This is a genomic window from Methanothrix sp., from assembly GCA_029907715.1.
Taxonomy (GTDB): Archaea; Halobacteriota; Methanosarcinia; order Methanotrichales; family Methanotrichaceae; genus Methanothrix_B.
The window spans coordinates 213347-237089 of record JARYLI010000001.1 but is presented as its reverse complement, the minus strand read 5'-3'; the positions used below and the strand labels follow the sequence as shown (position 1 = coordinate 237089).

38 protein-coding genes are annotated in these 23743 nt (G+C 55.7%); 32 read left to right on the top strand and 6 right to left on the bottom strand.

The features are described 5' to 3' along the window. The gene (locus QHG98_01145) at nucleotides 1-1116 is read right to left on the bottom strand and encodes an ATP-binding protein (protein ID MDH7596340.1); all 1116 of its coding nucleotides are present in this window, start codon (nucleotides 1114-1116) and stop codon (nucleotides 1-3) included. Further along, nucleotides 1113-1481 (bottom strand): response regulator, encoded by a 369-nt coding sequence (locus QHG98_01140; GenBank protein ID MDH7596339.1) that lies wholly within the window; start codon nucleotides 1479-1481, stop codon nucleotides 1113-1115. The genes QHG98_01145 and QHG98_01140 overlap by 4 nt, the downstream gene beginning before the upstream one ends. A gap of 392 nt (nucleotides 1482-1873) precedes the next feature. Here QHG98_01140 and gvpA (QHG98_01135) point away from each other — a divergent pair, with 392 nt between their 5' ends. The 9 genes from gvpA (QHG98_01135) (at nucleotide 1874) to QHG98_01095 (ending at nucleotide 6953) form a co-directional block, all read left to right on the top strand. After that, nucleotides 1874-2098 (top strand): gas vesicle structural protein GvpA, encoded by a 225-nt coding sequence (gene gvpA, locus QHG98_01135; protein ID MDH7596338.1) that lies wholly within the window; start codon nucleotides 1874-1876, stop codon nucleotides 2096-2098. Between the two features lie 11 nt (nucleotides 2099-2109). After that, on the top strand, nucleotides 2110-2340 hold the full coding sequence (gene gvpA, locus QHG98_01130; GenBank protein MDH7596337.1) for a gas vesicle structural protein GvpA: 231 nt from the start codon (nucleotides 2110-2112) through the stop codon (nucleotides 2338-2340). Nucleotides 2341-2434: 94 nt separating this feature from the next. Continuing rightward, on the top strand, nucleotides 2435-3277 hold the full coding sequence (locus QHG98_01125) for a hypothetical protein (protein MDH7596336.1): 843 nt from the start codon (nucleotides 2435-2437) through the stop codon (nucleotides 3275-3277). Between the two features lie 40 nt (nucleotides 3278-3317). Continuing rightward, the gene (gene gvpN / locus QHG98_01120; protein MDH7596335.1) at nucleotides 3318-4373 is read left to right on the top strand and encodes a gas vesicle protein GvpN; all 1056 of its coding nucleotides are present in this window, start codon (nucleotides 3318-3320) and stop codon (nucleotides 4371-4373) included. After that, a complete protein-coding gene (locus QHG98_01115; GenBank protein ID MDH7596334.1) occupies nucleotides 4366-4728 on the top strand; it encodes a hypothetical protein in 363 nt (120 codons plus the stop codon). The genes gvpN and QHG98_01115 overlap by 8 nt, the downstream gene beginning before the upstream one ends. Before the next feature lie 10 nt (nucleotides 4729-4738). Beyond that, nucleotides 4739-5014: a gas vesicle protein gene (locus tag QHG98_01110; GenBank protein ID MDH7596333.1), complete on the top strand. Its 276-nt coding sequence runs from the start codon at nucleotides 4739-4741 to the stop codon at nucleotides 5012-5014. A 4-nt stretch (nucleotides 5015-5018) separates the two neighbouring features. Further along, nucleotides 5019-5672: a GvpL/GvpF family gas vesicle protein gene (locus tag QHG98_01105; GenBank protein ID MDH7596332.1), complete on the top strand. Its 654-nt coding sequence runs from the start codon at nucleotides 5019-5021 to the stop codon at nucleotides 5670-5672. Nucleotides 5673-5863: 191 nt separating this feature from the next. Continuing rightward, nucleotides 5864-6136 (top strand): hypothetical protein, encoded by a 273-nt coding sequence (locus QHG98_01100; protein MDH7596331.1) that lies wholly within the window; start codon nucleotides 5864-5866, stop codon nucleotides 6134-6136. A gap of 217 nt (nucleotides 6137-6353) precedes the next feature. Then, nucleotides 6354-6953: an Hsp20/alpha crystallin family protein gene (locus tag QHG98_01095; protein ID MDH7596330.1), complete on the top strand. Its 600-nt coding sequence runs from the start codon at nucleotides 6354-6356 to the stop codon at nucleotides 6951-6953. 122 nt (nucleotides 6954-7075) lie between these two features. Here the strand turns inward: QHG98_01095 and QHG98_01090 are convergent, their stop codons facing one another. Next, nucleotides 7076-7666: a hypothetical protein gene (locus QHG98_01090; protein MDH7596329.1), complete on the bottom strand. Its 591-nt coding sequence runs from the start codon at nucleotides 7664-7666 to the stop codon at nucleotides 7076-7078. Between the two features lie 44 nt (nucleotides 7667-7710). Beyond that, on the bottom strand, nucleotides 7711-8160 hold the full coding sequence (locus tag QHG98_01085) for a hypothetical protein (protein ID MDH7596328.1): 450 nt from the start codon (nucleotides 8158-8160) through the stop codon (nucleotides 7711-7713). 178 nt (nucleotides 8161-8338) lie between these two features. Between QHG98_01085 and oadA the strand changes: the two genes are divergently transcribed. Then, nucleotides 8339-10042 (top strand): sodium-extruding oxaloacetate decarboxylase subunit alpha, encoded by a 1704-nt coding sequence (oadA, locus tag QHG98_01080; GenBank protein ID MDH7596327.1) that lies wholly within the window; start codon nucleotides 8339-8341, stop codon nucleotides 10040-10042. 124 nt (nucleotides 10043-10166) lie between these two features. Next, the gene (argB, locus tag QHG98_01075) at nucleotides 10167-11036 is read left to right on the top strand and encodes an acetylglutamate kinase (GenBank protein ID MDH7596326.1); all 870 of its coding nucleotides are present in this window, start codon (nucleotides 10167-10169) and stop codon (nucleotides 11034-11036) included. Here the strand turns inward: argB and QHG98_01070 are convergent. Continuing rightward, nucleotides 11029-12294, bottom strand: a complete 1266-nt coding sequence (locus QHG98_01070) for a nodulation protein NfeD (GenBank protein ID MDH7596325.1) — start codon at nucleotides 12292-12294, stop codon at nucleotides 11029-11031. The two genes, argB and QHG98_01070, sit on opposite strands and share 8 nt — an antisense overlap. Before the next feature lie 12 nt (nucleotides 12295-12306). Further along, nucleotides 12307-13107, bottom strand: coding sequence for a slipin family protein (locus tag QHG98_01065; GenBank protein ID MDH7596324.1), 801 nt, complete (start codon nucleotides 13105-13107; stop codon nucleotides 12307-12309). Between the two features lie 157 nt (nucleotides 13108-13264). Here QHG98_01065 and QHG98_01060 point away from each other — a divergent pair, with 157 nt between their 5' ends. Genes QHG98_01060 through QHG98_00960 form a run of 21 tightly spaced genes read left to right on the top strand, consistent with a single transcriptional unit; the run spans nucleotide 13265 to nucleotide 23742 of the window. Beyond that, complete coding sequence (locus QHG98_01060) at nucleotides 13265-14098, top strand: RNA methyltransferase (GenBank protein MDH7596323.1); 834 nt, start codon at nucleotides 13265-13267, stop codon at nucleotides 14096-14098. Next, nucleotides 14099-15106: a 50S ribosomal protein L3 gene (locus tag QHG98_01055; protein ID MDH7596322.1), complete on the top strand. Its 1008-nt coding sequence runs from the start codon at nucleotides 14099-14101 to the stop codon at nucleotides 15104-15106. 12 nt (nucleotides 15107-15118) lie between these two features. Continuing rightward, on the top strand, nucleotides 15119-15874 hold the full coding sequence (rpl4p, locus tag QHG98_01050) for a 50S ribosomal protein L4 (GenBank protein ID MDH7596321.1): 756 nt from the start codon (nucleotides 15119-15121) through the stop codon (nucleotides 15872-15874). Next, the gene (locus tag QHG98_01045; GenBank protein MDH7596320.1) at nucleotides 15871-16119 is read left to right on the top strand and encodes a 50S ribosomal protein L23; all 249 of its coding nucleotides are present in this window, start codon (nucleotides 15871-15873) and stop codon (nucleotides 16117-16119) included. The genes rpl4p and QHG98_01045 overlap by 4 nt, the downstream gene beginning before the upstream one ends. 10 nt (nucleotides 16120-16129) lie before the next feature. Then, nucleotides 16130-16840, top strand: a complete 711-nt coding sequence (locus tag QHG98_01040; GenBank protein ID MDH7596319.1) for a 50S ribosomal protein L2 — start codon at nucleotides 16130-16132, stop codon at nucleotides 16838-16840. Between the two features lie 12 nt (nucleotides 16841-16852). After that, a complete protein-coding gene (locus tag QHG98_01035; protein ID MDH7596318.1) occupies nucleotides 16853-17263 on the top strand; it encodes a 30S ribosomal protein S19 in 411 nt (136 codons plus the stop codon). Nucleotides 17264-17272: 9 nt separating this feature from the next. After that, entirely contained in the window at nucleotides 17273-17731 is a 459-nt protein-coding gene (locus tag QHG98_01030) for a 50S ribosomal protein L22 (GenBank protein ID MDH7596317.1), read from the top strand. Between the two features lies 1 nt (nucleotide 17732). Next, nucleotides 17733-18551 (top strand): 30S ribosomal protein S3, encoded by an 819-nt coding sequence (locus QHG98_01025; GenBank protein MDH7596316.1) that lies wholly within the window; start codon nucleotides 17733-17735, stop codon nucleotides 18549-18551. Continuing rightward, a complete protein-coding gene (gene rpmC, locus QHG98_01020) occupies nucleotides 18532-18735 on the top strand; it encodes a 50S ribosomal protein L29 (protein ID MDH7596315.1) in 204 nt (67 codons plus the stop codon). Before QHG98_01025 ends, rpmC begins: the two co-directional genes overlap by 20 nt. After that, nucleotides 18735-19025 (top strand): ribonuclease P protein component 1, encoded by a 291-nt coding sequence (locus QHG98_01015; GenBank protein ID MDH7596314.1) that lies wholly within the window; start codon nucleotides 18735-18737, stop codon nucleotides 19023-19025. Before rpmC ends, QHG98_01015 begins: the two co-directional genes overlap by 1 nt. Further along, on the top strand, nucleotides 19022-19342 hold the full coding sequence (locus tag QHG98_01010; GenBank protein ID MDH7596313.1) for a 30S ribosomal protein S17: 321 nt from the start codon (nucleotides 19022-19024) through the stop codon (nucleotides 19340-19342). Before QHG98_01015 ends, QHG98_01010 begins: the two co-directional genes overlap by 4 nt. Further along, nucleotides 19339-19737, top strand: coding sequence for a 50S ribosomal protein L14 (rpl14p, locus tag QHG98_01005; protein ID MDH7596312.1), 399 nt, complete (start codon nucleotides 19339-19341; stop codon nucleotides 19735-19737). The genes QHG98_01010 and rpl14p overlap by 4 nt, the downstream gene beginning before the upstream one ends. A gap of 5 nt (nucleotides 19738-19742) precedes the next feature. Further along, a complete protein-coding gene (gene rplX, locus QHG98_01000; GenBank protein ID MDH7596311.1) occupies nucleotides 19743-20093 on the top strand; it encodes a 50S ribosomal protein L24 in 351 nt (116 codons plus the stop codon). Nucleotides 20094-20098: 5 nt separating this feature from the next. Beyond that, nucleotides 20099-20800 carry a 30S ribosomal protein S4e gene (locus QHG98_00995; protein ID MDH7596310.1) on the top strand — a complete coding sequence of 234 codons (702 nt, stop codon included), beginning with the start codon at nucleotides 20099-20101 and terminating at the stop codon, nucleotides 20798-20800. Further along, complete coding sequence (locus QHG98_00990; protein ID MDH7596309.1) at nucleotides 20797-21306, top strand: 50S ribosomal protein L5; 510 nt, start codon at nucleotides 20797-20799, stop codon at nucleotides 21304-21306. The genes QHG98_00995 and QHG98_00990 overlap by 4 nt, the downstream gene beginning before the upstream one ends. Continuing rightward, on the top strand, nucleotides 21303-21446 hold the full coding sequence (locus tag QHG98_00985; GenBank protein MDH7596308.1) for a 30S ribosomal protein S14: 144 nt from the start codon (nucleotides 21303-21305) through the stop codon (nucleotides 21444-21446). Before QHG98_00990 ends, QHG98_00985 begins: the two co-directional genes overlap by 4 nt. 9 nt (nucleotides 21447-21455) lie before the next feature. Continuing rightward, entirely contained in the window at nucleotides 21456-21845 is a 390-nt protein-coding gene (locus QHG98_00980; GenBank protein ID MDH7596307.1) for a 30S ribosomal protein S8, read from the top strand. A gap of 9 nt (nucleotides 21846-21854) precedes the next feature. Further along, nucleotides 21855-22385, top strand: coding sequence for a 50S ribosomal protein L6 (gene rpl6p, locus QHG98_00975; protein ID MDH7596306.1), 531 nt, complete (start codon nucleotides 21855-21857; stop codon nucleotides 22383-22385). Nucleotides 22386-22391: 6 nt separating this feature from the next. Beyond that, on the top strand, nucleotides 22392-22766 hold the full coding sequence (locus QHG98_00970; GenBank protein MDH7596305.1) for a 50S ribosomal protein L32e: 375 nt from the start codon (nucleotides 22392-22394) through the stop codon (nucleotides 22764-22766). A gap of 1 nt (nucleotide 22767) precedes the next feature. Beyond that, nucleotides 22768-23226 carry a 50S ribosomal protein L19e gene (locus tag QHG98_00965; GenBank protein ID MDH7596304.1) on the top strand — a complete coding sequence of 153 codons (459 nt, stop codon included), beginning with the start codon at nucleotides 22768-22770 and terminating at the stop codon, nucleotides 23224-23226. 6 nt (nucleotides 23227-23232) lie between these two features. Then, nucleotides 23233-23742 carry a 50S ribosomal protein L18 gene (locus QHG98_00960; protein ID MDH7596303.1) on the top strand — a complete coding sequence of 170 codons (510 nt, stop codon included), beginning with the start codon at nucleotides 23233-23235 and terminating at the stop codon, nucleotides 23740-23742. The last annotated feature ends 1 nt before the right edge of the window (nucleotide 23743 follow it).

Below are 23743 nucleotides of genomic sequence, written 5' to 3'. Positions count from 1 at the left end.
CTAACCACGAGGGAGAGTGAAGTAGAATGTGCTCCCCTCCCCAAACCTGCTCTCGAACCATATCCGCCCGCCATGCGCCTCCACAATATCCTTTGCTATGGAGAGGCCAAGACCCATGCTCGTATATGCGCTGGCCTCGTTGCTCATCGCGAAGAACTTCTCAAAAACACGACCCTTGTCCTCTTCCCGGATCCCTATACCGTTATCTCTGATCGATACCAGAACACCTCCCGCATCCTCCCTGAGAACCACATCTATACGCCCTCTATCGGGGGTGTACTTGATCGCATTTGTGAGCAGGTTGCTCAAAACCTGCATAATCTTCTTGGGATCACACTCTATCTGGGTATCAACCATCTCGCATCTGAATGTTATCGTGTGCTCCCTGAGATCTGCAAGCCTCGATAGGCTTGCGATCACCGAGCGAATCAACTCCTCCATGCTTGCCGGTTCCTTCTTGAGTCTGAGCCGCCTGGGCCCAATTCTCAGCACATCAAGCATGTCATTCACAAGCTGGATCATTGTATCTGTTTGCGATCTGATCAGCTGGAGCTTCTCCTTCTGCACATCTGAGAGACCCCCTAGCATACCATCCTCGAACATCTCCAGGTAGCTATTGATAACTGTGAGAGGCGTCCTCAGCTCATGTGATACCATGGATACGAACTCTGACTTGATGCTGTCAAGCTCCTTGAGCTCAGCATAGGCATTCTCAAGCTTTATGTACGACTCTCGCAGCTCCTCCTCGAGCCTGGTCATCTCTGTGATATCCTCGATGAAGATCACCGCCTTGCTTACATACCCACCAGCCTCCCTAAGGGGGTAGATCCTGTAAAAGTAGAACCTTCCTCCCGGATACCTGATCTGCTCCCCATCAAACGGCTCTCCGCTGGAGAAAACCTCACTGATCTTGCCATCCAGCCTCTGCATGAAAACGGGAGAGAATATCTTCGAGAGATGCATGCCTAATACATTCTTCTCAGTCCGGAAGGACTTAAGATAGAAGTTTCTGTTAGCATACAGCACTTCCAGTCTTCTGTCGACAATTATAATTGTGCTCGGTATCGTTTCGATTATATCCTCCTGATAGCCGCGAAATAGTTCTATCCCTCTCAACGCTCATCGCCTCTTCTCGGGAGAGATTCAATAATAGCAAGAAGATCCCGGATCCTGAAGGGCTTCATAAGAAACCCTCTCGCACCTGCATCCATGCATTCCCTCTCCAGCCCTGGCTTGCCTATCGCGGTTATCACGATAATATTGGCGGATGGGTCCATATTCACAATCTCACGTGTGGCTTCAATACCGTTCATGCCTGGCATGAGAATATCCATCAGCACCACATCCGGCCTCAAATCTCGGTAGGCTGATAGAGCCTCCTCGCCACTATGCACCTCATGAATCTCAAAACCCCTTGCCCCAAGAGCATCCCTCAGCGCCCTCACTATGAAAGGGGCATCATCAACCACCAGTATCCTCATGCTGCACTATCCCCAGAGAGCATTGTGAATCAGGTACGGATTTGATATACAGTATGATCGTCCGGATCTTCTATAGTTTATCAATTTCCATCAGATGCTAATTTCTCTGACAAATACCCAGAAACACATGCAGAGACAAAAACAAAAACTATTTTAGACAGATAATAATCTATTTTAACCATTAGTGTTTACTTCTGTGTGGATGATCTCAATTAACAATGATACCGTCTTCGCCCTCGGGTGTCGGACACGGCCAGAGCCTCCTGCGGGGATGGATCGGGCCCAGCTCGATCATCCCCCTTTTACTGGATGGCTCATGCAACAAACGAGGGCTCTCACGCATCACGCTCCAAGAGATCTCTGGAGAAAAGAATTGTCGGAGGTGAAAGAGAATGGTAACATCAACACCTGATTCGTCCAGCCTTGCCGAGGTTCTCGACAGGATCCTGGACAAGGGCATAGTCGTCGATGTCTGGGCCAGGGTATCGCTGGTTGGCATCGAGATACTGACAGTCGAAGCGAGAGTGGTGGTCGCATCCGTCGATACATTCCTCCACTACTCTGAGGAGATGGCGAAGATCGAACAGGCTGCCATAGCCGCAGCACCTTCCGCGTGAGGTGAAAGAGAATGGTAACATCAACACCTGATTCGTCCAGCCTTGCCGAGGTTCTCGACAGGATCCTGGACAAGGGCATAGTCGTCGATGTCTGGGCCAGGGTATCGCTGGTTGGCATCGAGATACTGACAGTCGAAGCGAGAGTGGTGGTCGCATCCGTCGATACATTCCTCCACTACTCTGAGGAGATGGCGAAGATCGAACAGGCTGCCATAGCCGCAGCACCGGGAGTTCCTGCCTGATCAGGAACTCCTGATTTTGTGATGTTTCGGGATGCCTATGGAAGAGACTGTAGAAGAACTGGTGACAAAACACACCCGGCGAGAACTGGAGGAGATGGCAGTTCAGCTTGGGATCCAGAATCTTGGGGGTACAAAGGCACAGCTGGCCGAGAGCATAATCGAGGCCAGAAGGAAGGCTCAGCCCCCGATCGCCGAGATCCGCACTGCTGAGGTTCAGCTGAAACCAGAAGAGCGAAAGGATGTGCCAGCAAAGGCCGCGGAAGTCGAGCCAGCATTGTCTGCAGAGATACCCTTGACGATACAGGGGAAGGGTGTTCGAGCGAGGCAGGAAGCGATGCGGAGAAAGTCTGCAGAGCTGAGAAGCGCTGGAGTCGCCATCCGGGATGAAGGTGTGAGCAGAATGGCCAAAAGCGTTAACGCCCTTAAAAAGTCGATAGAGGAACAGACAACGGAGAACAAGAAGGGCATAGCAAAGATACGCACCGGCGTTCGTCAGATGAAGCTCGCAATCGGCAAGACCTCAGAGGAGATGAGAAAAGCAGGCGAGCGCATTCGGGAGGAGGGTGCGAAAGAGCTAAACGAGGGTCTCAGAAGCTTCCGAGCTGACCTGGACAACCAGATCAGAGAGAACCGCGATGCTGTATCGAGGATGGGCTCTGGTGCAGCGGAGATCAGATCCGCCATGGATAAGATGTCAGTCGATTTCAGAAAGTCCGGTGAGCGCATCAGGGAGGAGGGTGCGAGAGAGCTCAACGATGGCATGAGAAAATTCAGAGCGGATGTGGAAAACCAGATCAGAGAGAACCACGATGCCATATCGAGAATGAACACAGCCGCCAGGGAGCTGCACTCCAGAGCACTGGCTCTCAGAGATGATATGCAGAGATACGTCGAGCAGGATGTTAATAGATATATAAGAGATTTCTACTACGGTTAACCACCGGTAGATATTTTTTGTGATCCCCAGAGGGTTCCAGATGAGATACGTTGTCACCCATCCCAGACGTGTGAGAGGTGAGTCTGTCCACCAGACCTCGTGGGAGAAGAAGCTGCTGCTCTCAAAGGAGCGTGAGGAGATTCATGTAAAGGTGCAATCGCAGACGGCAGCACGCGACCCAGAGGCCCTGAGGAAGGAGATCGAGGAAGCATATCTGATGCCTGATGTCGAGCACTTTGTGGAGACATCGGAGGTCAGGGAGACCGAGGCGAGGATGAAGCTCTGGCTCGAGGCCGGCTATCCTGTACATCTTATAGGCCCCACAGGATGTGGAAAGACCAGCCTCGCGATGCATGTCGCCCGGCAGTTCGGAAGGCCTGTTGTCTGGATAAATGGAGATGAGTCGATAACAACAGCAGATCTCATAGGTGGCTACTCACAGATCGAGAACGAGAGCGTTCGAGACAAATATATTCACAATGTCTTCAAGAGCAGAGATGTCATGAAGGTGGAGTGGGTCGATAATCCGTTATCGCTCGCGTGCAAGTACGGTTACACCCTGATATACAACGAGTTCTCAAGGACCAAGCCCGCTGCGAACAACGTCCTCCTCTCCGTCTTTGAGGAGGGCGTGCTGGAGCTGCCCACGAAGTTCGGGGAAGACCGGTACATAAGAGTTCACCCGGATTTCAGAGCCATCCTGACCTCGAACTCCATAGAGTATGCTGGCATCCATAGGCCGCAGGATGCTCTTCTGGACAGAATGGTCGGAATATACACAGACTACTACGGCTATGAGACTGAGGTCAGGATTGTCATGGAGCATACCGGGCTAACAGAGGATGTAGCGCGCAGGGTGGTTGGGATTGTGAGGTACCTGAGGGAGCGGCTTCCGGATGCACAGAAGCCAGGTACGCGGGCATGCATAATGATCGGCAAGGGCCTGAGGATGCTTAACGGAGACTCCGGCATCAGCCTGGACCAAATCTGCATAGATGTGATCGCCAACAAGACCAGCTCCAGGAAGGAGATGGAGGAGAAGAGGGAGCTGGTGCATGAGGCGATAGCAGCTGTACAGGAGGGTCCATGTGGATAGGGTCGGCGCCGTCATCCAGGATGTTGAGATCGCCAGTGTTGGTGAGATCTTCTCGAGGAGACCAAGAGGACTGCGAATCAACGAGACAGAGGCGCTTATTGTCAGAGCCATGACCGATGACGGCAGGATCGCAGCCAGGGCATTCTATCTGTGCCTGAAGCCGGATGGCACAGTGGATCTCGATACCATAGCGTCAGGAAGAAGCAGAGCAAGGCGAAGAAGGCTGGCCTCGTTCCTGAAGTACTACGGGCTCATCAACAGAGAGGGGCGATACAACCTCAGAGAGGCGGTGAAGGGCTGGCACGGAAAGCAGGTTGAAGCCTTGAGGGACTGCGATCTTATATTCGTTCCTTAGAGGTTGAAGGATGACCGAAAAGCCTGGTCTCAGGGATATGCTCAGAATCGCCAGAACCTCTGCTGAGGAGCTCCTTGGAAAGAGGTTCGAATCGATAAGCAGCATATCCAGAACAGAGGGTGGCTGGATCGTTAACGTGGAGGTGCTGGAGCGCAGGGCCATACCGGACACGCAGGATATCGTTGGAAGATATGAGATGAGTTTCGACGAGTACGGCGAGATCACCGGCTACCGGAGAATGGAGCTCCGCCATCGAGGAAGCCTGGAGAGGGTAGAGGAGGTCTGAAGCCTTGCCGCCAAAGAGAGACACCCAGAGAGGGCTTTACGTCTACTGCGTGATCAGATCAGAAAATGCGGATTTCGGACCAATCGGCTTCGGCAACAGTGATGTTCACACCATCGAATACAGAGACCTGTGCCCTGTTGTAAGCGAGGCGGAACTGAAGGAGTATGGTGTCGAGGAAAAAGACGTGGAAATCCACAGGAGGGTCGTCAGGAGGGTGATGGAGGAGCATGATGTTCTTCCGGTCGCATATGGTATGGTGTTCAAGGGAAGAAAGAACCTTGCTGTGGCCATGAGTGCTGGATATGCTGCGATGAAGAAGGCATGGCCTGTTGTGGAGGGGCGGGTCGAGCTGGGGGTCAAGGTGATCAAGCCGAAGAATGTAGATTTGAACGGCCGGGATGAGGAGATTCGAAGGGATATCGTGGAACGTCTCAGCACAGTATCAGTGGACTTCAAAAACCTCGACCTTTTCAGTGACCGCTTGATTCTCAATACCGCGTTTCTCGTGGAGCGTTCCAGGATAGATAATTTCTCGGAGCGTGTAAGCGCGATTATCGAGGAGCACAGCGATCTGAGGACAAACTATTCCGGACCGTGGCCACCATACAACTTCGTCGACATACACATCCTGGGGAAGAGCAGGAAGGGATTCAGATAGGCGAGGATAAATTGAGCGAAGATTCTGATCTCTGCAGGGGTCTTGTAGATCTGATCAGAGAGATGGATTCCAAAATGATCACATCCGGCTATATAAAAGGTAGAATGAGGGGCCCCTGCTTCTCTGTCCTGAGATACAGGATATCAATACGCTCGCTAGACGCCTGCTTCAGATGATTCTAGGAGTGAGAGATGACGAGAAAGTCCAGAATGATGGAGAACAGAAGGATCCAGCATGCAAGGGTAACTGCACATCGCATGCGGCTGATGGAAGAGATAGTGCCCTACCTCAGAGCGAGACGGGAGGAGATGTCATGCAAAGCTGCATCCCACAGGCTCAGGATAAAGAGAGCCTGGAGGGAGAGCCTTGCGAAGTCCACAAACCACATGCTAGATGTGAGGAGAAAACACGCATCCACAATTGCTCTCCACAAAAAGCGGCTTGCAGAGATCCGATGCAGGTGATCTCTTAATGCAGCATTAGGATGCCCCAGATATCTCGCTGCGGTTGAGATGCTGGAATTGAGATCTGATTCTGGCTCTAGTCGGATTTTGATTCGGTAACAGTATCCGCAAAAAGATTCATGGCACAATATCACATATGTGATGAAAATGGTCTGCATCCGATGGCCATTTTCAACCAATTCATCAGGTATGAGATGTCCTGTTTGGAGTGAGCGGCATGTCAGATGGTTATGAAGATCGTCTGGAGAGGATAGAACGCAGGCTGGATGAGATAGAGAAGGCTCTTAAAACCCTCAGGGGCGAGAGCGCAGAGAAAAAGAAACCCGCGGAGGAGCCGTCGATAGTTGGAGGAATCGTGAGCCAGTTCATCCCTGGGCTCGGAGGGATAATAAAAGCCCTTGAGGCATCCTCGCCTGAGTTCAAGAGGCGAATAGCAGAGACTGACGCAGAGGTGCGACACAGGATAGAGGTTGGATGGAGCAGCAAGCCCGTTGTCGATTACGGTATATCGATAAGGCCTCTGAGCAAACCGGGGGCACGAAGACCAGCAAGACCGCCCGAGGTCAGGATACCAGGAGCCCCCAGAAAGGAGCCGATAGTCGATGTGATGGATGACGGGGAGAGCATAACAGTCGTCGCGGAGCTCCCGGGTGTGGAGGAGGATGAGCTCTCTGTAGCGCTCAGGGAGGGAGTTCTGGATATCCGGGCAGGGGAGTTCATGAAGCTTGTGAGGCTCCCACCCGACGCGGGGGACATCTGCGGCAGGAGCTTCAAGAACGGCATACTCCAGGTGAGGATCAACCGTGTGAGGGGCTGAATCAGGAGTGCTCCAGAATGCAGAGGGGAGCCCAAGTAGGGGAGAGCTTTACCGCAGATCCCCCCACTCTGGAGCTGTTTGCTTCCAGTAAACCGCTTGCAATATAGCAAACACATTCTGTGTCAGCCGGGATCCCCGAGATATGATACCTCCACGTCTGGTGGCAGCCCGGGAACAACGTTGTGATGGGCACCTATGAAGAGAAGGCCGGTCTCGCCATCGCGAAGAGTCTCTGCTATTCTTCTTGCGATATACGCGTCCCGTTCCTCGAGGAGGCGATCCTTCTCCATGTTATACGCATCCAGCGCCCTTCTCTGCTCCTCGCCGGTGGTTGATACCATCGCCTTTATGTGCTGGTACTCCCGCAGCAGCAGCTCCGGGCTCTCTGTGGCCTCGATCCTCGCGCCCCTTTCCATGAGCTTCTCGATGATCTGATAGTTTCTGCTGCCCTTTGAGGCTGTCTCCCTGACAATCCTCTCACCCAGCTCACCGCCTGCGGGCAAACCATCCTGGTATATGCGCAATCGTGCAGGATCTACATCCAGGCGATCGATCTCCCTCTCGAGCTCGTCCCAGAACCGCTCGATCCTCCTGCGGTTCTCCTCCCACCTCTCTCTTCCGAGCCTGGAGACCCCTATCCTCTCAAGCCCTGCACCCATGGACCCCATATCCTCGGGAGAGTGAACTATCCTTGCGATTATCAGCTTCCTCATAAGACCAGCTCACAGGGCTTGCCTCTCAGAGTCCCGCTTTCCCCTCATCTCAGAAACGCTGCCAGCCCTGTGCCCTCGCCAGTGTACGCCTCTCCGCTCGGTGGTGATGGACGCCAGCTCTCACTCATGAACTCCGCCATTCCTGGCGTGTGCTCTGTGTAGTTGATCCTGGGCGGCTGCCAGCCTTCCTGTATGAAATCGTATATCGGCTTTATATGCGTGTTCACGCCGAAACCCGGAGATGTCCATGTGGGAAGCAGAAACTCGTAGATCTCAGGCGTGTGGCTGTAATCCGAGAGCGGAGGGAGCCACTCAGCATGAACCGATCGGTACTCTCCCAGAGCCCCGTATCCGGTCCAGGATATGTGGGTCGTGTTCTTCACAGGCAGGCCGATGACGGCAATCTCCTTTGGAGACAGACCTATTCTCACAACATCTGATGCAGACGCTGTCGCTATGATGAGCAGAGAGATGAGCACGAACAGAGCTTTCATGGTAATTACCCAGGCTTTGAAAGAATATAGATTTTGTGAGCATGCAGCAGCGCGTTTCAGATGGATGCACAGTGTGAAGAGCATGCGCCCCTTCATTCCAGAGAGGTTTCATACCAGCCACCAGTAAGCGCGATCGAAGGTATTTTAAAGAAAGAGCGATGATGCTTGGGGGATCTATATGGGCAGGGTAAAGCTTACCGAGACCGTCTTCAGAGACGCACACCAGTCGCTTCTCGCGACCAGGATGAGGACCCGGGATATGTTACCCATTGCTGAGCTTCTCGACCAGGTCGGCTATTTCTCGATGGAGGTCTGGGGCGGTGCCACGTTTGACACATGCATACGTTACCTGAATGAGGATCCCTGGGAGCGTTTGAGAGCTCTGAAGTTGGCGATGCCCAACACGCAGATGCAGATGCTTCTCAGAGGGCAGAACCTTGTGGGATACAGGCACTATGCCGATGATGTGGTGGAAAAGTTCGTCGAGAAGGCAGCCAAAAACGGCGTGGATGTCTTCCGCATATTCGATGCCGTCAACGATATACGAAACATGGAGAAGTCCATCCGGGTCGCTAAGCGGATGGGCGCGCATGTGCAGGGCGCAGTCTGCTACACCATAAGCCCGGTTCACACCATAGAGCAGTTCACGGAGTTCACCGTGCGCCTGGCGGAGATGGACTGCGACTCGATATGCATAAAGGATATGGCGGGTCTCATATCCCCCCACTATGCGAGTGAGCTTGTGAGGTCGATAAAGCGCGAGGTGAACCTGCCCGTCTGCCTGCACACCCACTGCACCGCGGGCCTCGCCCAGATGAGCTACCTTGCAGCTGTGGAGGCAGGCGCAGACATCCTGGACACAGCGATCTCCCCACTCTCGGGAGGCAGCTCGCAGCCATCCACAGAGAGCGTCGTGGCAGCGTTCAGAGAGACCCCATACGATACAGGTCTGGATCTGGAGCTGCTCACGGAGATAAAGCGCTACTTCGACAGGCTCATGGACGTCTACGCCCCGGTCTTCAATCCGATCGCTGCCAAGATAGATACGAATGTGCTCGTGTACCAGGTACCGGGGGGCATGCTCTCCAACCTCGTGGCACAGCTGATCGAGCAGAAGGCCATCGACAGATATGATGAGGTTCTGGCCGAGATTCCAAGGGTGAGAGCAGACCTGGGCTATCCACCGCTTGTCACGCCGACGAGCCAGATAGTCGGGACCCAGGCGGTTCTCAACGTGCTCACCGGAGAGAGATACAAGGTCGTCCCGAAGGAGGTACGCGATTACGTCAAGGGTCTGTACGGGAGACCACCTGCGGAGATAGATCCAAAGATACGCATGAAGATCCTAGAGGACGAGGAGCCGATAACCGTGAGGCCTGCAGACCTCCTGCCTCCAGAGTACGAGGCTGCTGTCAGGGAGGTTGATGCGCTGGGCCTCGCGAAGAAGGAGGAGGACTATCTCACATACGCTCTCTACCCGCAGATAGCCATAAAATTCCTGAAGGGTCAGGCGACCGAGGAGCCGCTGGTCAAGAAGGACACGAAAGCTGCAGTGGCTGTGAAGGGCACCGCGCCCGTCGCATTTAACGTCGAGGTTGACGGGGAGGCGTATATCGTGAAGGTCGCCCCTGTTGGCATGAGCATACAGGAGGCTCAGCCGATGGCTCCCAGAGATGGGGTCACGGTGCCGATGCAGGGAGTGCTGATAAGGTACAAGGTGAAGAGGGGAGACAGGGTCAACAAGGGTGACGTGGTCGCGATACTCGAGGCGATGAAGATGGAGAACCCGGTGTATGCGGACAGGAGCGGTACCGTGAAGGAGATCTACATAGAAACAGGGAAAACGGTCTCTCCAGGCGATGTGCTTATGTCCATAGAGTGATCTGTTGAGATATGAAATGCAGCGCCCTGAATATGCTCAAATCAGTGCCACTCTGGTTCGGTGCTGATCTGAAGCATGTTCGGAGCTGCTCTAAATCACATGGATTTTCGATAGGAGCTGCGATATGAGGAAGGAACAGGTGCTTATAGAGGCTCTGCCGTACATAAGGGAGTTTTACGACTCGATAATGGTGATAAAGATCGGCGGCTCGATAATGACGAACCGCGAGATTCTGGAGAACTTCATACAGGACGTAATACTGCTCAGATACATAGGCATACATCCTGTGGTGGTTCATGGTGGCGGACCTGAGATCTCAGAGACCATGAAGCGGCTCGGAAAGAAGGCCGAGTTCGTCGCTGGTCTGAGGGTAACCGACCGTGAGACGCTTGAGATTGCGAGAATGGTGCTTCTTGGCAACATCAATGCGGAGCTCGTCTCGCTGATAGGCAAGTATGGCGGTAAGGGCATCGGGCTCTCCGGAAAGGATGGGATGCTCATAGTGGCGAGGAAGAAGCCGCCGATGAATGTGAACGGCGAGAACATCGATCTGGGCTACGTCGGAGAGGTCGAGGAGATAAACCCGGAGATACTGATGATCACTGCAGGCAAGGGCTACATCCCTGTGATCTCGCCCATTGCGATCGACAGGGAGGGGAACAGCCTGAACGTCAACGCTGATACCGTGGCGGGGGCTGTGGCCGTCGCCCTGCGTGCAAAGAAGCTAATATCCATCACAGATGTCGAGGGAGTGAGAGAGGATCCGAACGAGCCGGGCAGGGTGATCTCCCAGTTCTCGCCCTCAGAGTTTCAGAGGCTCGTTGATAGGGGTGTCATAAAGGGCGGCATGATCCCGAAGGTCGAGGCGTGTGTCCTGGCTGTTGAGCGCGGCGTCGAGAAAGCACATATAATCGACGGCAGGATTCCTCATGCGATCATACTCGAGCTTCTGACGGACGCAGGCATAGGCACGATGATAAGCAACATCATCTGACCTTCCTGACCCTGAGGATGCGGCCGGAGATCCCCACGACCTCGACCGTTTCCCCCTTTTCGATTCTCTCATCAGCCTCCGCATTCCAGTACTCACCGCGGTATATGACATAACCCCTCGGATCCAGGGTCTCGATCGCCTCTGCGTACTGTCCTGCGGTCTCCTCAAAGGTCGGCCTGCGCCTCGCCTCTGCTATCTTGTAAACCGCGAACGCGAAGAATCCCGCCATGGTCAGAGAGGGGAGCAGGAAGAGCCTGATAACAGAACGCTGGTACTCTCCGGGCAGATACCACTCCGGGAATCCTATGGGCGCGAAGAGGAGCGTGCCCAGCACGATGCATATCAGCCCGGCAACTCCCAGAACGCCCATCGCGTGGGTGTGGAGCTCTGCCAGGATCAGGCCCATGCCGACGATTATCAGAAAGAGGGCGCCGATGTTGACGTCGAACCCCTGGCCTATGAGCCCGAGCGCGATCGCTATGACCCCGAATACCTCTGCTCCGAGGCCCGGATTTGAGATCCCGAAGATGAGAGCGTAGAGGCCGATGAGCAACAGCAGTCCAGCGATTGTTGGGTCAGACAGAAGCATAAGCATCCTGAGCCTCAGGTCTGGCTCAAAGATCACCACTGCAGCCCCCTCTGTCGCAAGGGTTCTGTTCTTCGCAGAGCTGCCATTGATCGATCTGAGGAGGCTGCTGATATCGGGGGAGACATGCTCGATCACCCCGTACTCCAGCGCCTCCTCTGCGTTCAGATTGAGGTTGCTCAGGACGAACTCCCTCGCTGCGGTCCTGTTCCGCCCGTGGACCCTGGCCTTCTCCTCGATGAGCGCCACTATCGCATTCGTGGTCTTTGTATCGTTGACAGGCTCAGTTGCCCCTGTGGGAAGGAGCCTGACCGGCTGGGCAGAGCCTATGATCGTGTTCGGGGCCATGGCTGCTATGTCCGTGCTGATCAGTATCATCGTTCCTGCAGACCACGCCTTTGCTCCCGGAGGGGAGACATATCCAACCACGGGTATCTCTGTTCTCTCCACAGCTGCAATTATCTCCAGGGTCTCGCTCAGGCCGCCTCCGGGTGTATCGAGCATCAGAACCAGTGCATCTGCGTTCGAACTCTCAGCGTAGGTTATTGCCGCCTTCACAAGATCATCGCTCGCCGGAGTTATGGCTCCGTCTATCTGCAGGGATACAACCCCTCCAAGGCAGGGGGATGAGATCATCATCAGCAGTACCACAGCCTTCAGATGCGGCCCCATCTCAGATCACTTTCACGCCCGTCTTTCGCCTGCTCTGCCCGCCTCCTCAACCGCTCTCTGGAGGGCTGCCACCAGACCTGCTGTGCTCCCAACGTCAGCACCTGATGTCACCACTATCAGGTTCCTCTCCCTGGCGATCTCCGCAAGGGTCTGGAGCTCCCTGAGCTTTATGGCGACAGGCGCGTGCTCATACAGCGCGGCAGCCTCGGCCATCGTCTTCGATGCCTGGAGCTCGCCATCCGCCAGAATGATCCTGGAACGCTTCTCCCTCTCGGCCTCTGCCTGCTTCGCTATCGCGCGCATCATCGATTCCGGTAGGCTGACATCTCTCAGCGTGACTGCAGTCACCTTTATGCCCCATGGATCTGTGTGCCTGTCGAGGATCGTCTGGAGCTTGAGGTTCAGCTCCTCTCTCTTTGAGAGGAGATCGTCCAGATCTATCTGGCCCAGAACGTCTCTCAGCGTTGTCTGCGAGAGAAGCGCTGTCGCCACCCTGTAATTCTCCACCTGGATCACGGCCTTTGCCGGGTCCATGACGCGGTAGTATATCACCGCATCAACATCCACGGTCACGTTATCCCTTGTTATCACGACCTGCTTCTGCACATCTATCGTGACGACCCGGAGATCTATGAGCTGCACCCTGTCTATGATTGGTATTATGAAGAACAGACCCGGACCCTTGACGCCACTGTACCTGCCGAGCCTGAAGACGACGACACGCTCATACTCTCTCACAATCTTGATCGACTGGCTCAGAAGTATGAGCAGAATGACTATCACTATCGGAAGCTGGGAGTCAAACAAAGCCACACGAACACCTCATGACGAGTTTAGCTGTTCTTGTATATTAAAAGCTGTGCTGCCTGCACTGCGTGGGAGCAGATACTTCTTCCCGCAGCGAATTCAGCAGCATCCGATCATGCAAACCTTTTTATATACGATACCTCCCCTGAGAGAAGGACATCTGATGAGCGGTCCTTGCGAGCGGTCCATACTGATACCGTCCTCGTACACGATGGAGACGGCAGATCCGCGCCTTCGCACCGCGAAGGTCGGGCTTATCGCAAGGGCTGCGGCGGTCTTCCGCATCGACCGGATCGTCGTGTATCGCGATGACGAGTTCGACGATTCCAGGTTCATAAGCACAGTGCTGCGGTATGCAGAGACTCCGCAGTACCTGCGGAAGCTCCTCTTCCCCAGGATGAGGGAGCTGAGGCATGCGGGAGTTCTGCCGCCGCTGAGAACCGCCCATCATCCAGTTGGCTCCAGAAGCTCAACGCTCAAGGTAGGCGAGATAAGAGTCGGCGTGGTAGTAGAAAGCGTCGGATCTGATGGTGGCGCGTGGGTTGAGGTCGGTCTCGACCGCCCTGTACCCCTCAAATCGGAGAGGAGATTCCAGAAGGGGCAGCGCCTGAACGTCAGGATCTTTTCGCTGAGTCCACTCGCCGCTGAGCCTGTGGACCGGAGTGAGATACCCGGATACTGGGGCTACGAGACGATAGTCGTGGACAGTGCGGAGGATTACCTCCTCTCCAGGGACGAGTTCATCGTGGCCACATCCAGAAGGGGAACTCCGGTGAGCTTTGATCTGCTCAACCAGATAGAGAGATCAAGCTCAAAAGGGCTTGCGGTGGTGTTCGGCTCCCCCGCACGGGGCGTTGATGCGTTTCTGAGCCGCGAGATGCTGGAGAGATGCTGCGTGATCAACACAATTCCGCATCAGGGAACTGAAACGGTTCGTGTCGAGGAGGCCGTCTTCTCGACGCTTGCCCTGCTGAACCTGGTGCGTCTGGAGGAGTAAATGGCAAAGATACACCGACCGAGGCGGGGTTCGCTGGCCTTCAGCCCCAGGAAGAGGGCCAAGAGCGAGGTTCCAAGGATAAGATCCTGGGTCTCAGAAGAGAGGGCCGGAATGGCCGGCTTTGCCGGATACAAAGCTGGCATGACACATGTCATGATGATAGATGACAGGCCCAGAAGTCTCACAGAGGGCATGGAGATCAGTGTGCCTGTAACAGTGGTGGAGGTGCCGCCCATGAGCGTAGCAGCGCTCAGGGTCTACGAGACGTACAACGGCGGCATCAGGCCTGCAGGAGAGCTCTGGGCTGAAAACCTGAGCCAGGATCTGGCAAGAGCGATAACGATCCCGAAGGCAAGAAGGGGCACATCCCTGGAGGAGATCGAGTCCAGGGTGGATGAGCTCTGCGAGATCAGGGTCCTGGCTCACACGAATCCAGGTCTGGTGACGGGCGTACCCAAAAAGGTGCCGGAGATCATGGAGATACCTGTCACAGGGCGATCCGTGGAGGAGCAGCTCAAAGCCGCAGAGGGACTTCTGGGCAGCCAGGTGGCTGTGGGCAGCATCTTCAGCGTTGGCGACTGGATCGATGTAACTGCAGTCACAAAGGGAAAGGGAACCCAGGGTCCGGTGAAGCGCTGGGGAATAATGCTACAGAAGAGAAAGCACTCGCGCACCGGCAAGCTCAGACATGTCGGCAACCTCGGGCCGTGGCACCCGGCGAGGATAAGCTGGAGGGTTCCGCAGCTCGGTCAGACCGGGTATCACCAGAGGACCGAGTTCAACAAGAGGATAATGGCCATAGGCACGAACGGCATGGACATAACCCCCGATGGTGGCTTTGTCGGCTATGGAGTCGTGAGAAACGAGTACATGCTGATAAAGGGAAGCATCCCCGGACCCGTGAAGAGGTTGGTCAGGATGCGCAGGGCGATCAGGCCAGGCGCAGCATTCGCGCCGAAGGCGCCCCAGATACTGTATGTCAGCAGGGAATCAAAGCAGGGTGTCTGATCGGGGATCACGATGAACGCTAAGATTATCGATATTTCAGGAAATCCGGTCGGCGAGATTGTGCTCCCCGGGATCTTTGAGGAGGAGTACAGGCCGGATCTCATAAAGAAGGCGGTGCTTGCAGCCCAGGCCAACAGACTGCAGCCCTATGGGCCGCATTTCTACGCTGGAATGAACACATCAGCGAGGTCGTGGGGGCCGGGTCACGGCGTGTCCAGGGTCCCCAGGATCGTCACAGGTAGAAGAGCAGCTGCTGTGCCCATGGCACGCGGCGGGCGCGCGTCCCATCCTCCGGTGCCATCGAAGGTCCTGAGCGAGAAGATCAACGAGAAGGAGAGGATCAAGGCGATAAGGTCTGCTGTGGCAGCGACAGCAAGATCAGATCTCGTGGCCGCGAGGGGACATGTATTCAGCGGAGAGCTTCCGGTCGTTGTCAGGGCCGAGATCGAGAGCATATCAAAGACCTCAGAGCTGCGGAAGTTCCTGATGGCTGCAGGCCTCTGGGATGACGTTCTGAGGGCGAAGAACGGACGGAAGGTGCGGGCCGGAAAGGGCAAGCTCAGGGGGAGGAGGTTCAGGCAGCCCAGGAGCATCCTGATCGTAACAGCGTCAGATAATGGTATAGGCAGGGCAGCGCGCAACCTCCCGGGGGTCGATTTTGTGACCGCCGATAAGCTGAACGCTGAGCTTCTGGCGCCAGGGACCCACGCTGGCAGGCTCACCGTATGGAGCGAGCCATCTCTCAAAGTTCTGGAGGAGAGGCTATGATAATCAAATGCCCTTACGTCCCTGAGAAGGTCACGGGCATGATCGACAGGGACAACACCATAGAGTTCATTGTGGATCTGAAGGCAACAAAGCCACAGATCAAGAAGGAGATTGAGGATCTCTATGATGTTGAGGTTATCGAGATCAGAACCATGATAACACCCCGGGGCGAGAAGAAGGCTGTTGTAAGGCTCGCTGGTGATAAGACCGCAAATGAGCTTGCCACCAGGCTGGGCCTGCTGTAAGGTGGTTGCGATGGGCAAGAGAATAATATCACAGAACAGGGGCAAGGGAACACCCACATACCGTGCGCCATCACACAGATACAGAGCTGATATAAAGCACATCAAGTTCAGCGGGGATCTTGTTCGCGGTGTTGTGGAGGATATCATGCACGACCCTGCCAGGACGGCTCCTGTAGCGCTCGTGAGGCTTGAGAATGGTGAGAAGCAGTATGTTCTCGCCACAGAGGGCACGTATGTAGGTCAGGAGATCGCCTGCGGGCCTGCTGCCGAGATACAGCCCGGCAACACCCTGCCGCTGGCGAGCATACCTGAGGGCATGCCTATATGCAATATAGAGTCGAAGCCGGGCCATGGCGGACAGTTCGCCAGGGCAAGCGGCGTCTACGGGATACTTGTGGCTCATGACGTGGGTGCGACCGTGGTTCAGCTTCCGAGCGGAGAGATGAAGTGGTTGAATCCGAACTGCATGGCGACCATAGGCGTTGTCGCAGGCGGCGGGAGAACTGAGAAGCCCCTGGTGAAGGCAGGAAAGAGTTTCTACAAGTACAGATCGAAGGCTGCGAAGTGGCCGAAGGTCAGGGGTGTGGCCATGAACGCCGTGGACCATCCCTTCGGCGGCGGCGGGCGCCAGCATCCGGGCAGGCCCAAGACCGTGAGCAGGGGCACACCTCCTGGGCGTAAGGTCGGATCGATAGCGGCTCGCAGGACGGGCAAACGCTAGGAGGAGATAGTTGTGGCGAAGAGAGCAGGATCCAAGCTTCCCAAGAGGAAGGAGGAGTTCACCTACAGGGGCTACAGGGTGTCGGAGCTCGCAAAGATGCGCCTGGAGGAGATCGCAGAGCTTCTGCCATCAAGGCAGCGGAGATCGCTCAGGCGGGGTCTCTCGAAGGAGCACAGGAAGTTCATGGCGAAGCTCAGAGCCAGGGGAACTGCAAAGACGCATCTGAGGGATGCGATAGTGCTCCCTGAGATGGTCGGGAAGGTCGTGGAGATACACAACGGAAAGACCTTCCAGCGCGTGGAGATCATTCCTGAGATGATAGGCCATTACCTTGGAGAGTACGCTCTTACGAGGGCCAGGGTGATTCACGGCGCTGCAGGCGTCGGAGCAACGCGGTCGAGCAAGTTCGTGCCGCTAAAGTGAGGTGTGCTCGTGGGAAGACTGAACTACTCAATTACCCCTGAGGGGCGGTTTGCCAGGGCGATGGGCGTGGAGCTGCCCATCTCTCCGAAGCATGCCAGAGAGATCTGCAGGGCGATAAGGGGAATGAAGGTCGATGCCGCGGAGAGGTACCTCCAGGACGTCGTAGCCCTGAAGAGGGCGGTGCCGTTCCGGCGGTACAACAGGAACGTGCCCCACAGGCGCGGGCTGGTCGGATGGCCGTCCGGCAGGTTTCCGCAGAAGGCAGCGAGGGCTGTGCTCAGGGTGCTTAAGAATGCGGTCGGAAATGCGGAGTACAGGGGTCTCGACAGGGAGAAGCTGATGATTGGCTATGCCAACACAAAGAAGGGAAGAACGTTCCGGGGATGGATGCCAAGGGCCATGGGCAGGGCCACTCCGAAGAACCAGGAGACCGTATCCATAGAGATGATACTGACAGAGGTGAGATAGTTTGGCTGTTGAGAAGAAGTTCGTCCAGGAGGGATTCACCAAGGCGCTCGTGGATGAGTATCTTGCGAAGGAGCTGGACCGGGCTGGATACGGCGGCATGGTCATGAACCGCACCCCGATGGGCACCCAGATCACGGTTTATGCTGAGAAACCCGGCATGGTCATAGGAAAGGGCGGGAAGCTGATACGCAAGATAACCCGAGACCTCGAGAGGAGGTTCAGGCTTGACAACCCGCAGATAGATGTCCAGGACGTCGGTAAGGGCGACCTGAACGCCAGGGTTGTGGCGAACAGGCTCGCAAGCTCGCTGGAGCACGGCTGGTACTTCCGAAAGGCAGGGCAGTCGATGCTGCGCAGGGTGATGGACTCCGGAGCGCTCGGGTGCGAGATAGTGATCAGCGGCAAGCTGACCGGTCCTAGGGCGCGTGTCGAGAAGTTCCTCGCCGGCTACATAAAGCACTCAGGAAAGCCAGCTGAGGAGATAGTCGATACAGGCTATGCTGTTGCTGTGAAGAAGCTCGGCGCGATCGGCTGCCAGGTCAGGATAGTCCCACCAGGCGCTGTTCTGCCCGACGACTTCCAGATAAAGGCACCGCCAGAGGAGCCTGAGGCGAAGGAAACGGTGCCTGTGGCTGCCCCCTCTACAGCTCCTGAGACGCAGGAGAAGGTAGAGGAGAAGAAGAGCGAGCTGGACAGGCTTCTCGATGAGCCGGTCGATGCGCCTTCGGCAACAAAAGAGGTCCAGGAGCTGGCTCCTCAGGAGCCGGAGAGCGGGACCGGGATGAGCGAGGCTGAGACCCATGGCGATATTCAGGATTGATGAGATCAGGAACATGAGCTCGGAGGAGCTCGAGGAGGAGCTCCGGAAGCTTGAGGTGGAGCTTATACGCGAGCGGGGTGCTGTGAGGGCAGGTGGCGCTCCTGAGAAGCCCGGAAGGATCAGAGAGATCCGCCGGACGATCGCAAGGATGAAGACCGTGCAGAGGGAGCGCGTCAGGAAGTGATGATCAGTCCCGAGAACATAGCCAGGCATGAGCTGATAGGTTTGACGGTCGAGGTGATCGATACCCCAAACCGCACCATGGCTGGCATGAGAGGCTTGGTGGTGGATGAGACGAGGAACACCTTCGTTATCGAGACGCAGCGCGGCCTGAGGCGCGTCCCAAAGGCCCACACAAGCTTCATCTTTACGCTGCCTGATGGGCAGAAGGTGAGGATCGCGGGCTCTGTTTTGATCTCACAACCCGAGAACAGAATAAATAAAAGGATGCAAATATTGAGGTGGAAGATATGAGAGATATAGGACTGGACGTGAGCGCGCCCCAGCAGGCCTGCAACGATCCAAAGTGTCCATTCCACGGCAGGCTACCGGTTCGCGGCCAGGTCCTGGAAGGGGTCGTGGTCAGCGATAAGATGGCCCGAACCGTGGTTGTCATGAGGGAGTTCAGAAAGAGGATAGCCAAGTACGAGCGGTACGAGAAACGCAGATCCAAGATCCATGCGCACAACCCACCGTGCCTGGCTGCGAAGGTTGGGGATAGGGTCAGGATAGCTGAGTGCAGACCTCTCAGCAAGACCAAGTCGTTTGTCGTTGTGGAGGTCATGCGATGAGGGGAAACAAGGCCAGGATCCCGAGGGCGATAAACACCGGAACATATCTCGAGTGTGCGGACAACACAGGCGCCAGGACGCTGTTCGTCGTCTCCGTGAAGAAGTACCGAGGGGTCAAGAACAGGCAGCCCTGCGCCGGCATAGGGGACATGGTTGTGGTCTCTGTGAAGAAAGGAACTCCCGAGATGAGGAAGCAGATATTCAACGCTGTTATAATCAGGCAGAAGAAGGAGTTCAGGAGGCCCGATGGCCTCAGGGTCAAGTTCGAGGACAACGCTGCAGTCATAACAGATGACGAGGGCGTTCCGAAGGGATCCGAGATCAAGGGACCTGTGGCCAGGGAAGTGGCAGAGCGGTTCGGTAAGATCGCCTCATCAGCAGCGATGATAGTGTGATGGTTATGATCAGCAAGCAACCACGCAAGCAGCGGAAGGCCAGGTTCAACGCCCCGCTCCACATGAGGCAGAAGTTGATGCACGCGATGCTGAGCCCGGAGCTCAGGAAGGAGCACGGGAAGAGGAGCGCTCAGGTCAAGAAAGGTGATACGGTGAAGGTCCTGCGCGGCGACAACGCGGGCGTCGAGGGCGAGGTTCTGAGTGTGGACCTGAAGAGGTGCGTGATAACAGTCACCGGCGTCAGCAACTTCCGTGCTGACGGAACAGAGGTCCCGCGCCCCATACATCCATCAAATGTTATGATCACAAAGCTTGATCTCGACGACGACGAGCGCGAGAAGATATTCTCCAGGTGATTCAGGTGCACAAGAAGAGAGTCACGATACCCAGAAGCTGGCCCATACCGAGGAAGACCAGCAAGTGGATAGCAACGCCCAGGCCTGGCCCCCACTCAGCTGAGGAAAGCCTGCCTCTGATGGTCGTTGTAAGGGATCTCTTAAAGCTGGCGGACAACGCGCGCGAGGTCAAGAGGATCCTTCACGAGGGCGGGGTGCTGGTGGACGGAACTGTGAGAAGGGATGCGAGGTTCCCTGTGGGGCTCTTCGACGTCATAACGGTGCCTGCCCTGAACAAACAGTACAGAATGGTCAAGAGCACAAAGGGGTATTTTGTGCTCATAGAGATCCAGCCTGATAAGCCGAGAAAGCTGGTCAGGGTAGAGAACAAAACAACCCTGAAGGGTAACAGGACGCAGCTGAACCTCAGCGATGGGTCCAACATAATCGCAGAGGGCGAGTTCAGGACTGGAGATTCGCTTTTGATCTCACTCCCAGAGAGGAGCATCGAGGACGTCATAAAGTTCGAGGTCGGGAACCTGGCTGTGGTGACCGGCGGATCGCATACGGGGAAGACGGGTCGCATCAAATCCGTGCAGATAGTGAGAAGCTCGATGCCGAACAGGGTCACAATATCCGCAGGTGACAGAGACATAGATACGATCGTAGACTATGTGTTCATGATAGGCAGGGACGCTCCCGTTATTGAGCTGGAGGCTGGAAGATGAACCTGGAACCCAGGATAGACAAGGTCGTTGTTCACATAGGTGTGGGCGAGAGCGGCCAGAGGCTTGTCAATGCGGAGACGATTCTCTCCGAGATCACAGGCCAGAACCCAATCAGGTCCAGGGCGAAGAAGACCCTTCCGGCCTTCGGGATAAAGAAGAGAGAACCGATAGGCACGCGTGTGACGCTCAGAGGCAGAGCTGCTGAGGAGTTCCTGGAGACGGCGTTCAAGGTGGTTGGAAACACAATAAAGCGGAGCCAGTTCGATGAGAACGGCAACTTCGCCTTCGGAATCGAGGAGCACACAGACTTTCCGGGAATGAAGTACGATCCTGAGATAGGGATCTTCGGAATGGACGTGGCGGTATCGCTCAGGAGAGCAGGATACCGTGTGGCAGAGAGACGCGTGGCCCGCAGAAAGCTTCCAAACTCGCATAAGGTCAAGAGGGACGAGGCTGTGGAGTTCGTCCAGAAGAGGTTTGGAGTTCGGGTCGTGGAGGCTGCATGAAGAAGAGATTTGGTAGAGGCGCCAACGAATGCAGGCGCTGCGGGAGGAAGCCCGGGCTTGTCAGGAAGTACGGCATATACCTTTGCAGGCAGTGCTTCCGCGAGATAGCCAGGGAGATGGGCTTCGAGAAATACTCGTAGGTGAAGATTATGTTGCTAGATCCGCTCGCTGATGCGATGTCCACAATAAAGAACGCTGAGAGCGTCGGCAAGCCCGAGTGTATTATCAAGCCGGCATCCAAGCTCATAGCCATGACCCTGAAGGTTATGGCAGATCTGGGGTATATCGGCGAGTTCGAGTTCATCGACGACGGTAAGTCGGGCATGTTCAAGGTCAAGCTGCTGGGAAGAATAAACCGCTGTGGTGTCATAAAACCCAGGTTCGCCACCAAGGTCGCAGAGCTGGAGAAGTGGGAGAGGCGTTTCCTTCCCGCCAGGAACTTCGGGGTGCTGATACTGAGCACCAGCCAGGGTGTGATGCCACATACCGACGCCAGGGCGCGTGGCATAGGCGGCCATCTGCTGGCCTATGTGTACTAGGTGATGATCATGGTCAAAGAGGTGGTTCGTCGTTTGGATATCCCGGATGGCGTTGATGTCCAGATATCAGGCCGCGATGTGAAGGTAAAGGGGCCAAAGGGTGAGCTGTCCAGGGAGCTCTGGTATCCAGGCATAGAGATAAGGAGAGAGGACTCAAAGGTACTGATCAGATCGGAGACGACAAAAAAGCAGCATCTGGCCATGGTCGGGACGATAGCTGCACACATCAAGAACATGATCAAGGGTGTTACGGACGGCTTCGAGTACAGGATGAAGGTGGTGTATTCACACTTCCCGATTCAGGTGAAGGTAGCCGATGGGAAGGTTGCCATCAGCAACTTCCTCGGCGAGAGGAAGCCGCGCTTCGCAACAATCGTCGGAGATGTGAATGTCGAGGTTGGCAAGGACGAGATACTGATCAGGGGAATGGACAAAGAGGCAGTGGGCCAGACGATGGCAAACATAGAGCAGGCCACCAGGGTCAGAGGATTTGATGTGAGGATATTCCAGGATGGGATTTACCTGGTGGAGAAGAGGTGAGCAGAGATGGACAGATTGCTCAGGGTGAGAGCCAGGCAGAAGGCGAAGAAGCCGGAGTTCAGACGCCACGACTCCCACAAGAAGGCCAGGCTCGACGAGAGCTGGCGCAGGCCAAGGGGTCTGCACAACAAGCTCAGGCAGCAGGTCAGAGCAAAGGGCCGTCTTGTGAGACCTGGCTTCGGGAGCCCCAGGGCGGTTCGGGGCCTGCACCCCTCAGGATTCAGGGAGGTTCTGGTGAGATGCATAGACGATCTGAAGAAGGCTGAGGGATGCGCTATCAGGATCGCCAGAACCGTCGGAATGCGCAAGAGGGAGAAGATCGAGGCCATGGCCAGGGAGATGAACCTGAAGATACTGAACCCGAAGACGGGAGGCGAGTGAGGTGCCCAACTTCAGCGTTCAGAGAAGGCTGGCAGCAAGCGAGCTCGGTGTCGGAGAGAGCCGGGTTTGGATCAACCCGGACCCGGAGGTGGCCAGTGAGCTGGCTGATGCCATCACAAGAGAAGATATACGTGCTCAGATCGAGGCCGGCAACATAAAGGCAAAGCCCAAGAAGGGCAACAGCCGCGCCAGGTTCAGGTTGAGAGCTGAGAAGAGGGCATACGGCCACAGGAAAGGACCCGGCCGCAGAAGGGGTGCGAAGGGCGCCAGAGCCTCTCCAAAGGAGACCTGGATCAGCAGGATCAGAGCGCTCCGGAGGCGTCTCCGGGAGATTAGGGATAGCGAGAAGATCGACAGACACGCATACAGGCTGCTGTACAGGAAGGCGAAAGGCGGAGAGTACAGGAGCATTGCGCATCTCGATGCATACATCAAGGCGAAAGGCCTCATGAGAGAGTGATGCTATTTGGCTACAGGACCGCGATACAGGGTGCCCTTCAGAAGGCGGAGAGAGGGCAGGACCAACTATCATGTGAGATACAGGCTCATCCTCTCCAGAAAGCCCAGGGTGGTCGTCAGGAAGGGCAATGCAAACATCACAATACAGTTGATCATCGCTGAGCTCAAAGGTGACAGGACGCTGCTCACAGTCAGCTCGAAGGAGCTCAGAAACTACGGGTTCCAACACAGCACAGGCAACGTGCCTGCTGCTTACCTTACGGGATTGCTCTTCGGCAAGAAGATGCTCGCACTCGGGTATGACGAGGGCATACTGGACATAGGGCTGCACTCGAACTCCAGAGGGAGCAGGGTGTATGCCGCCCTTAAGGGAGTTGTCGATGCTGGAGTGAACGTGCCCCACAGCCCGGAGGTCTTCCCTGACGACTCAAGAATCCGTGGAGAGGTCATAAGAGACTACACCGGAGTGGACGTGGTCTCGCAGTTCGAGGCCGCGAGGGAGAGGATACTGGGGTGAT

Bases quoted from the DNA above. Each gene is read 5' to 3' on its own strand.
- QHG98_01060 (MDH7596323.1), top strand. From the start codon at position 13,265: ATGAGCGGTCCTTGCGAGCGGTCCATACTGATACCGTCCTCGTACACG.
- QHG98_01070 (MDH7596325.1), bottom strand. From the start codon at position 12,294: ATGGGGCCGCATCTGAAGGCTGTGGTACTGCTGATGATGATCTCATCC.
- QHG98_00990 (MDH7596309.1), top strand. From the start codon at position 20,797: ATGAACCTGGAACCCAGGATAGACAAGGTCGTTGTTCACATAGGTGTG.
- rpl14p (MDH7596312.1), top strand. From the start codon at position 19,339: ATGAGGGGAAACAAGGCCAGGATCCCGAGGGCGATAAACACCGGAACA.
- QHG98_01095 (MDH7596330.1), top strand. From the start codon at position 6,354: ATGTCAGATGGTTATGAAGATCGTCTGGAGAGGATAGAACGCAGGCTG.
- gvpA (MDH7596337.1), top strand. From the start codon at position 2,110: ATGGTAACATCAACACCTGATTCGTCCAGCCTTGCCGAGGTTCTCGAC.
- QHG98_01140 (MDH7596339.1), bottom strand. From the start codon at position 1,481: ATGAGGATACTGGTGGTTGATGATGCCCCTTTCATAGTGAGGGCGCTG.
- QHG98_01085 (MDH7596328.1), bottom strand. From the start codon at position 8,160: ATGAAAGCTCTGTTCGTGCTCATCTCTCTGCTCATCATAGCGACAGCG.
- rpl4p (MDH7596321.1), top strand. From the start codon at position 15,119: ATGAACGCTAAGATTATCGATATTTCAGGAAATCCGGTCGGCGAGATT.
- rplX (MDH7596311.1), top strand. From the start codon at position 19,743: ATGATCAGCAAGCAACCACGCAAGCAGCGGAAGGCCAGGTTCAACGCC.
- QHG98_00980 (MDH7596307.1), top strand. From the start codon at position 21,456: ATGTTGCTAGATCCGCTCGCTGATGCGATGTCCACAATAAAGAACGCT.
- QHG98_01055 (MDH7596322.1), top strand. From the start codon at position 14,099: ATGGCAAAGATACACCGACCGAGGCGGGGTTCGCTGGCCTTCAGCCCC.
- QHG98_01090 (MDH7596329.1), bottom strand. From the start codon at position 7,666: ATGAGGAAGCTGATAATCGCAAGGATAGTTCACTCTCCCGAGGATATG.
- gvpN (MDH7596335.1), top strand. From the start codon at position 3,318: ATGAGATACGTTGTCACCCATCCCAGACGTGTGAGAGGTGAGTCTGTC.
- QHG98_01015 (MDH7596314.1), top strand. From the start codon at position 18,735: ATGATCAGTCCCGAGAACATAGCCAGGCATGAGCTGATAGGTTTGACG.
- QHG98_01010 (MDH7596313.1), top strand. From the start codon at position 19,022: ATGAGAGATATAGGACTGGACGTGAGCGCGCCCCAGCAGGCCTGCAAC.
- QHG98_01100 (MDH7596331.1), top strand. From the start codon at position 5,864: ATGACGAGAAAGTCCAGAATGATGGAGAACAGAAGGATCCAGCATGCA.
- oadA (MDH7596327.1), top strand. From the start codon at position 8,339: ATGGGCAGGGTAAAGCTTACCGAGACCGTCTTCAGAGACGCACACCAG.
- QHG98_01045 (MDH7596320.1), top strand. From the start codon at position 15,871: ATGATAATCAAATGCCCTTACGTCCCTGAGAAGGTCACGGGCATGATC.
- QHG98_00970 (MDH7596305.1), top strand. From the start codon at position 22,392: ATGGACAGATTGCTCAGGGTGAGAGCCAGGCAGAAGGCGAAGAAGCCG.
- QHG98_00985 (MDH7596308.1), top strand. From the start codon at position 21,303: ATGAAGAAGAGATTTGGTAGAGGCGCCAACGAATGCAGGCGCTGCGGG.
- QHG98_01040 (MDH7596319.1), top strand. From the start codon at position 16,130: ATGGGCAAGAGAATAATATCACAGAACAGGGGCAAGGGAACACCCACA.
- rpmC (MDH7596315.1), top strand. From the start codon at position 18,532: ATGGCGATATTCAGGATTGATGAGATCAGGAACATGAGCTCGGAGGAG.
- rpl6p (MDH7596306.1), top strand. From the start codon at position 21,855: ATGGTCAAAGAGGTGGTTCGTCGTTTGGATATCCCGGATGGCGTTGAT.
- argB (MDH7596326.1), top strand. From the start codon at position 10,167: ATGAGGAAGGAACAGGTGCTTATAGAGGCTCTGCCGTACATAAGGGAG.
- QHG98_01110 (MDH7596333.1), top strand. From the start codon at position 4,739: ATGACCGAAAAGCCTGGTCTCAGGGATATGCTCAGAATCGCCAGAACC.
- QHG98_01125 (MDH7596336.1), top strand. From the start codon at position 2,435: ATGGCAGTTCAGCTTGGGATCCAGAATCTTGGGGGTACAAAGGCACAG.
- gvpA (MDH7596338.1), top strand. From the start codon at position 1,874: ATGGTAACATCAACACCTGATTCGTCCAGCCTTGCCGAGGTTCTCGAC.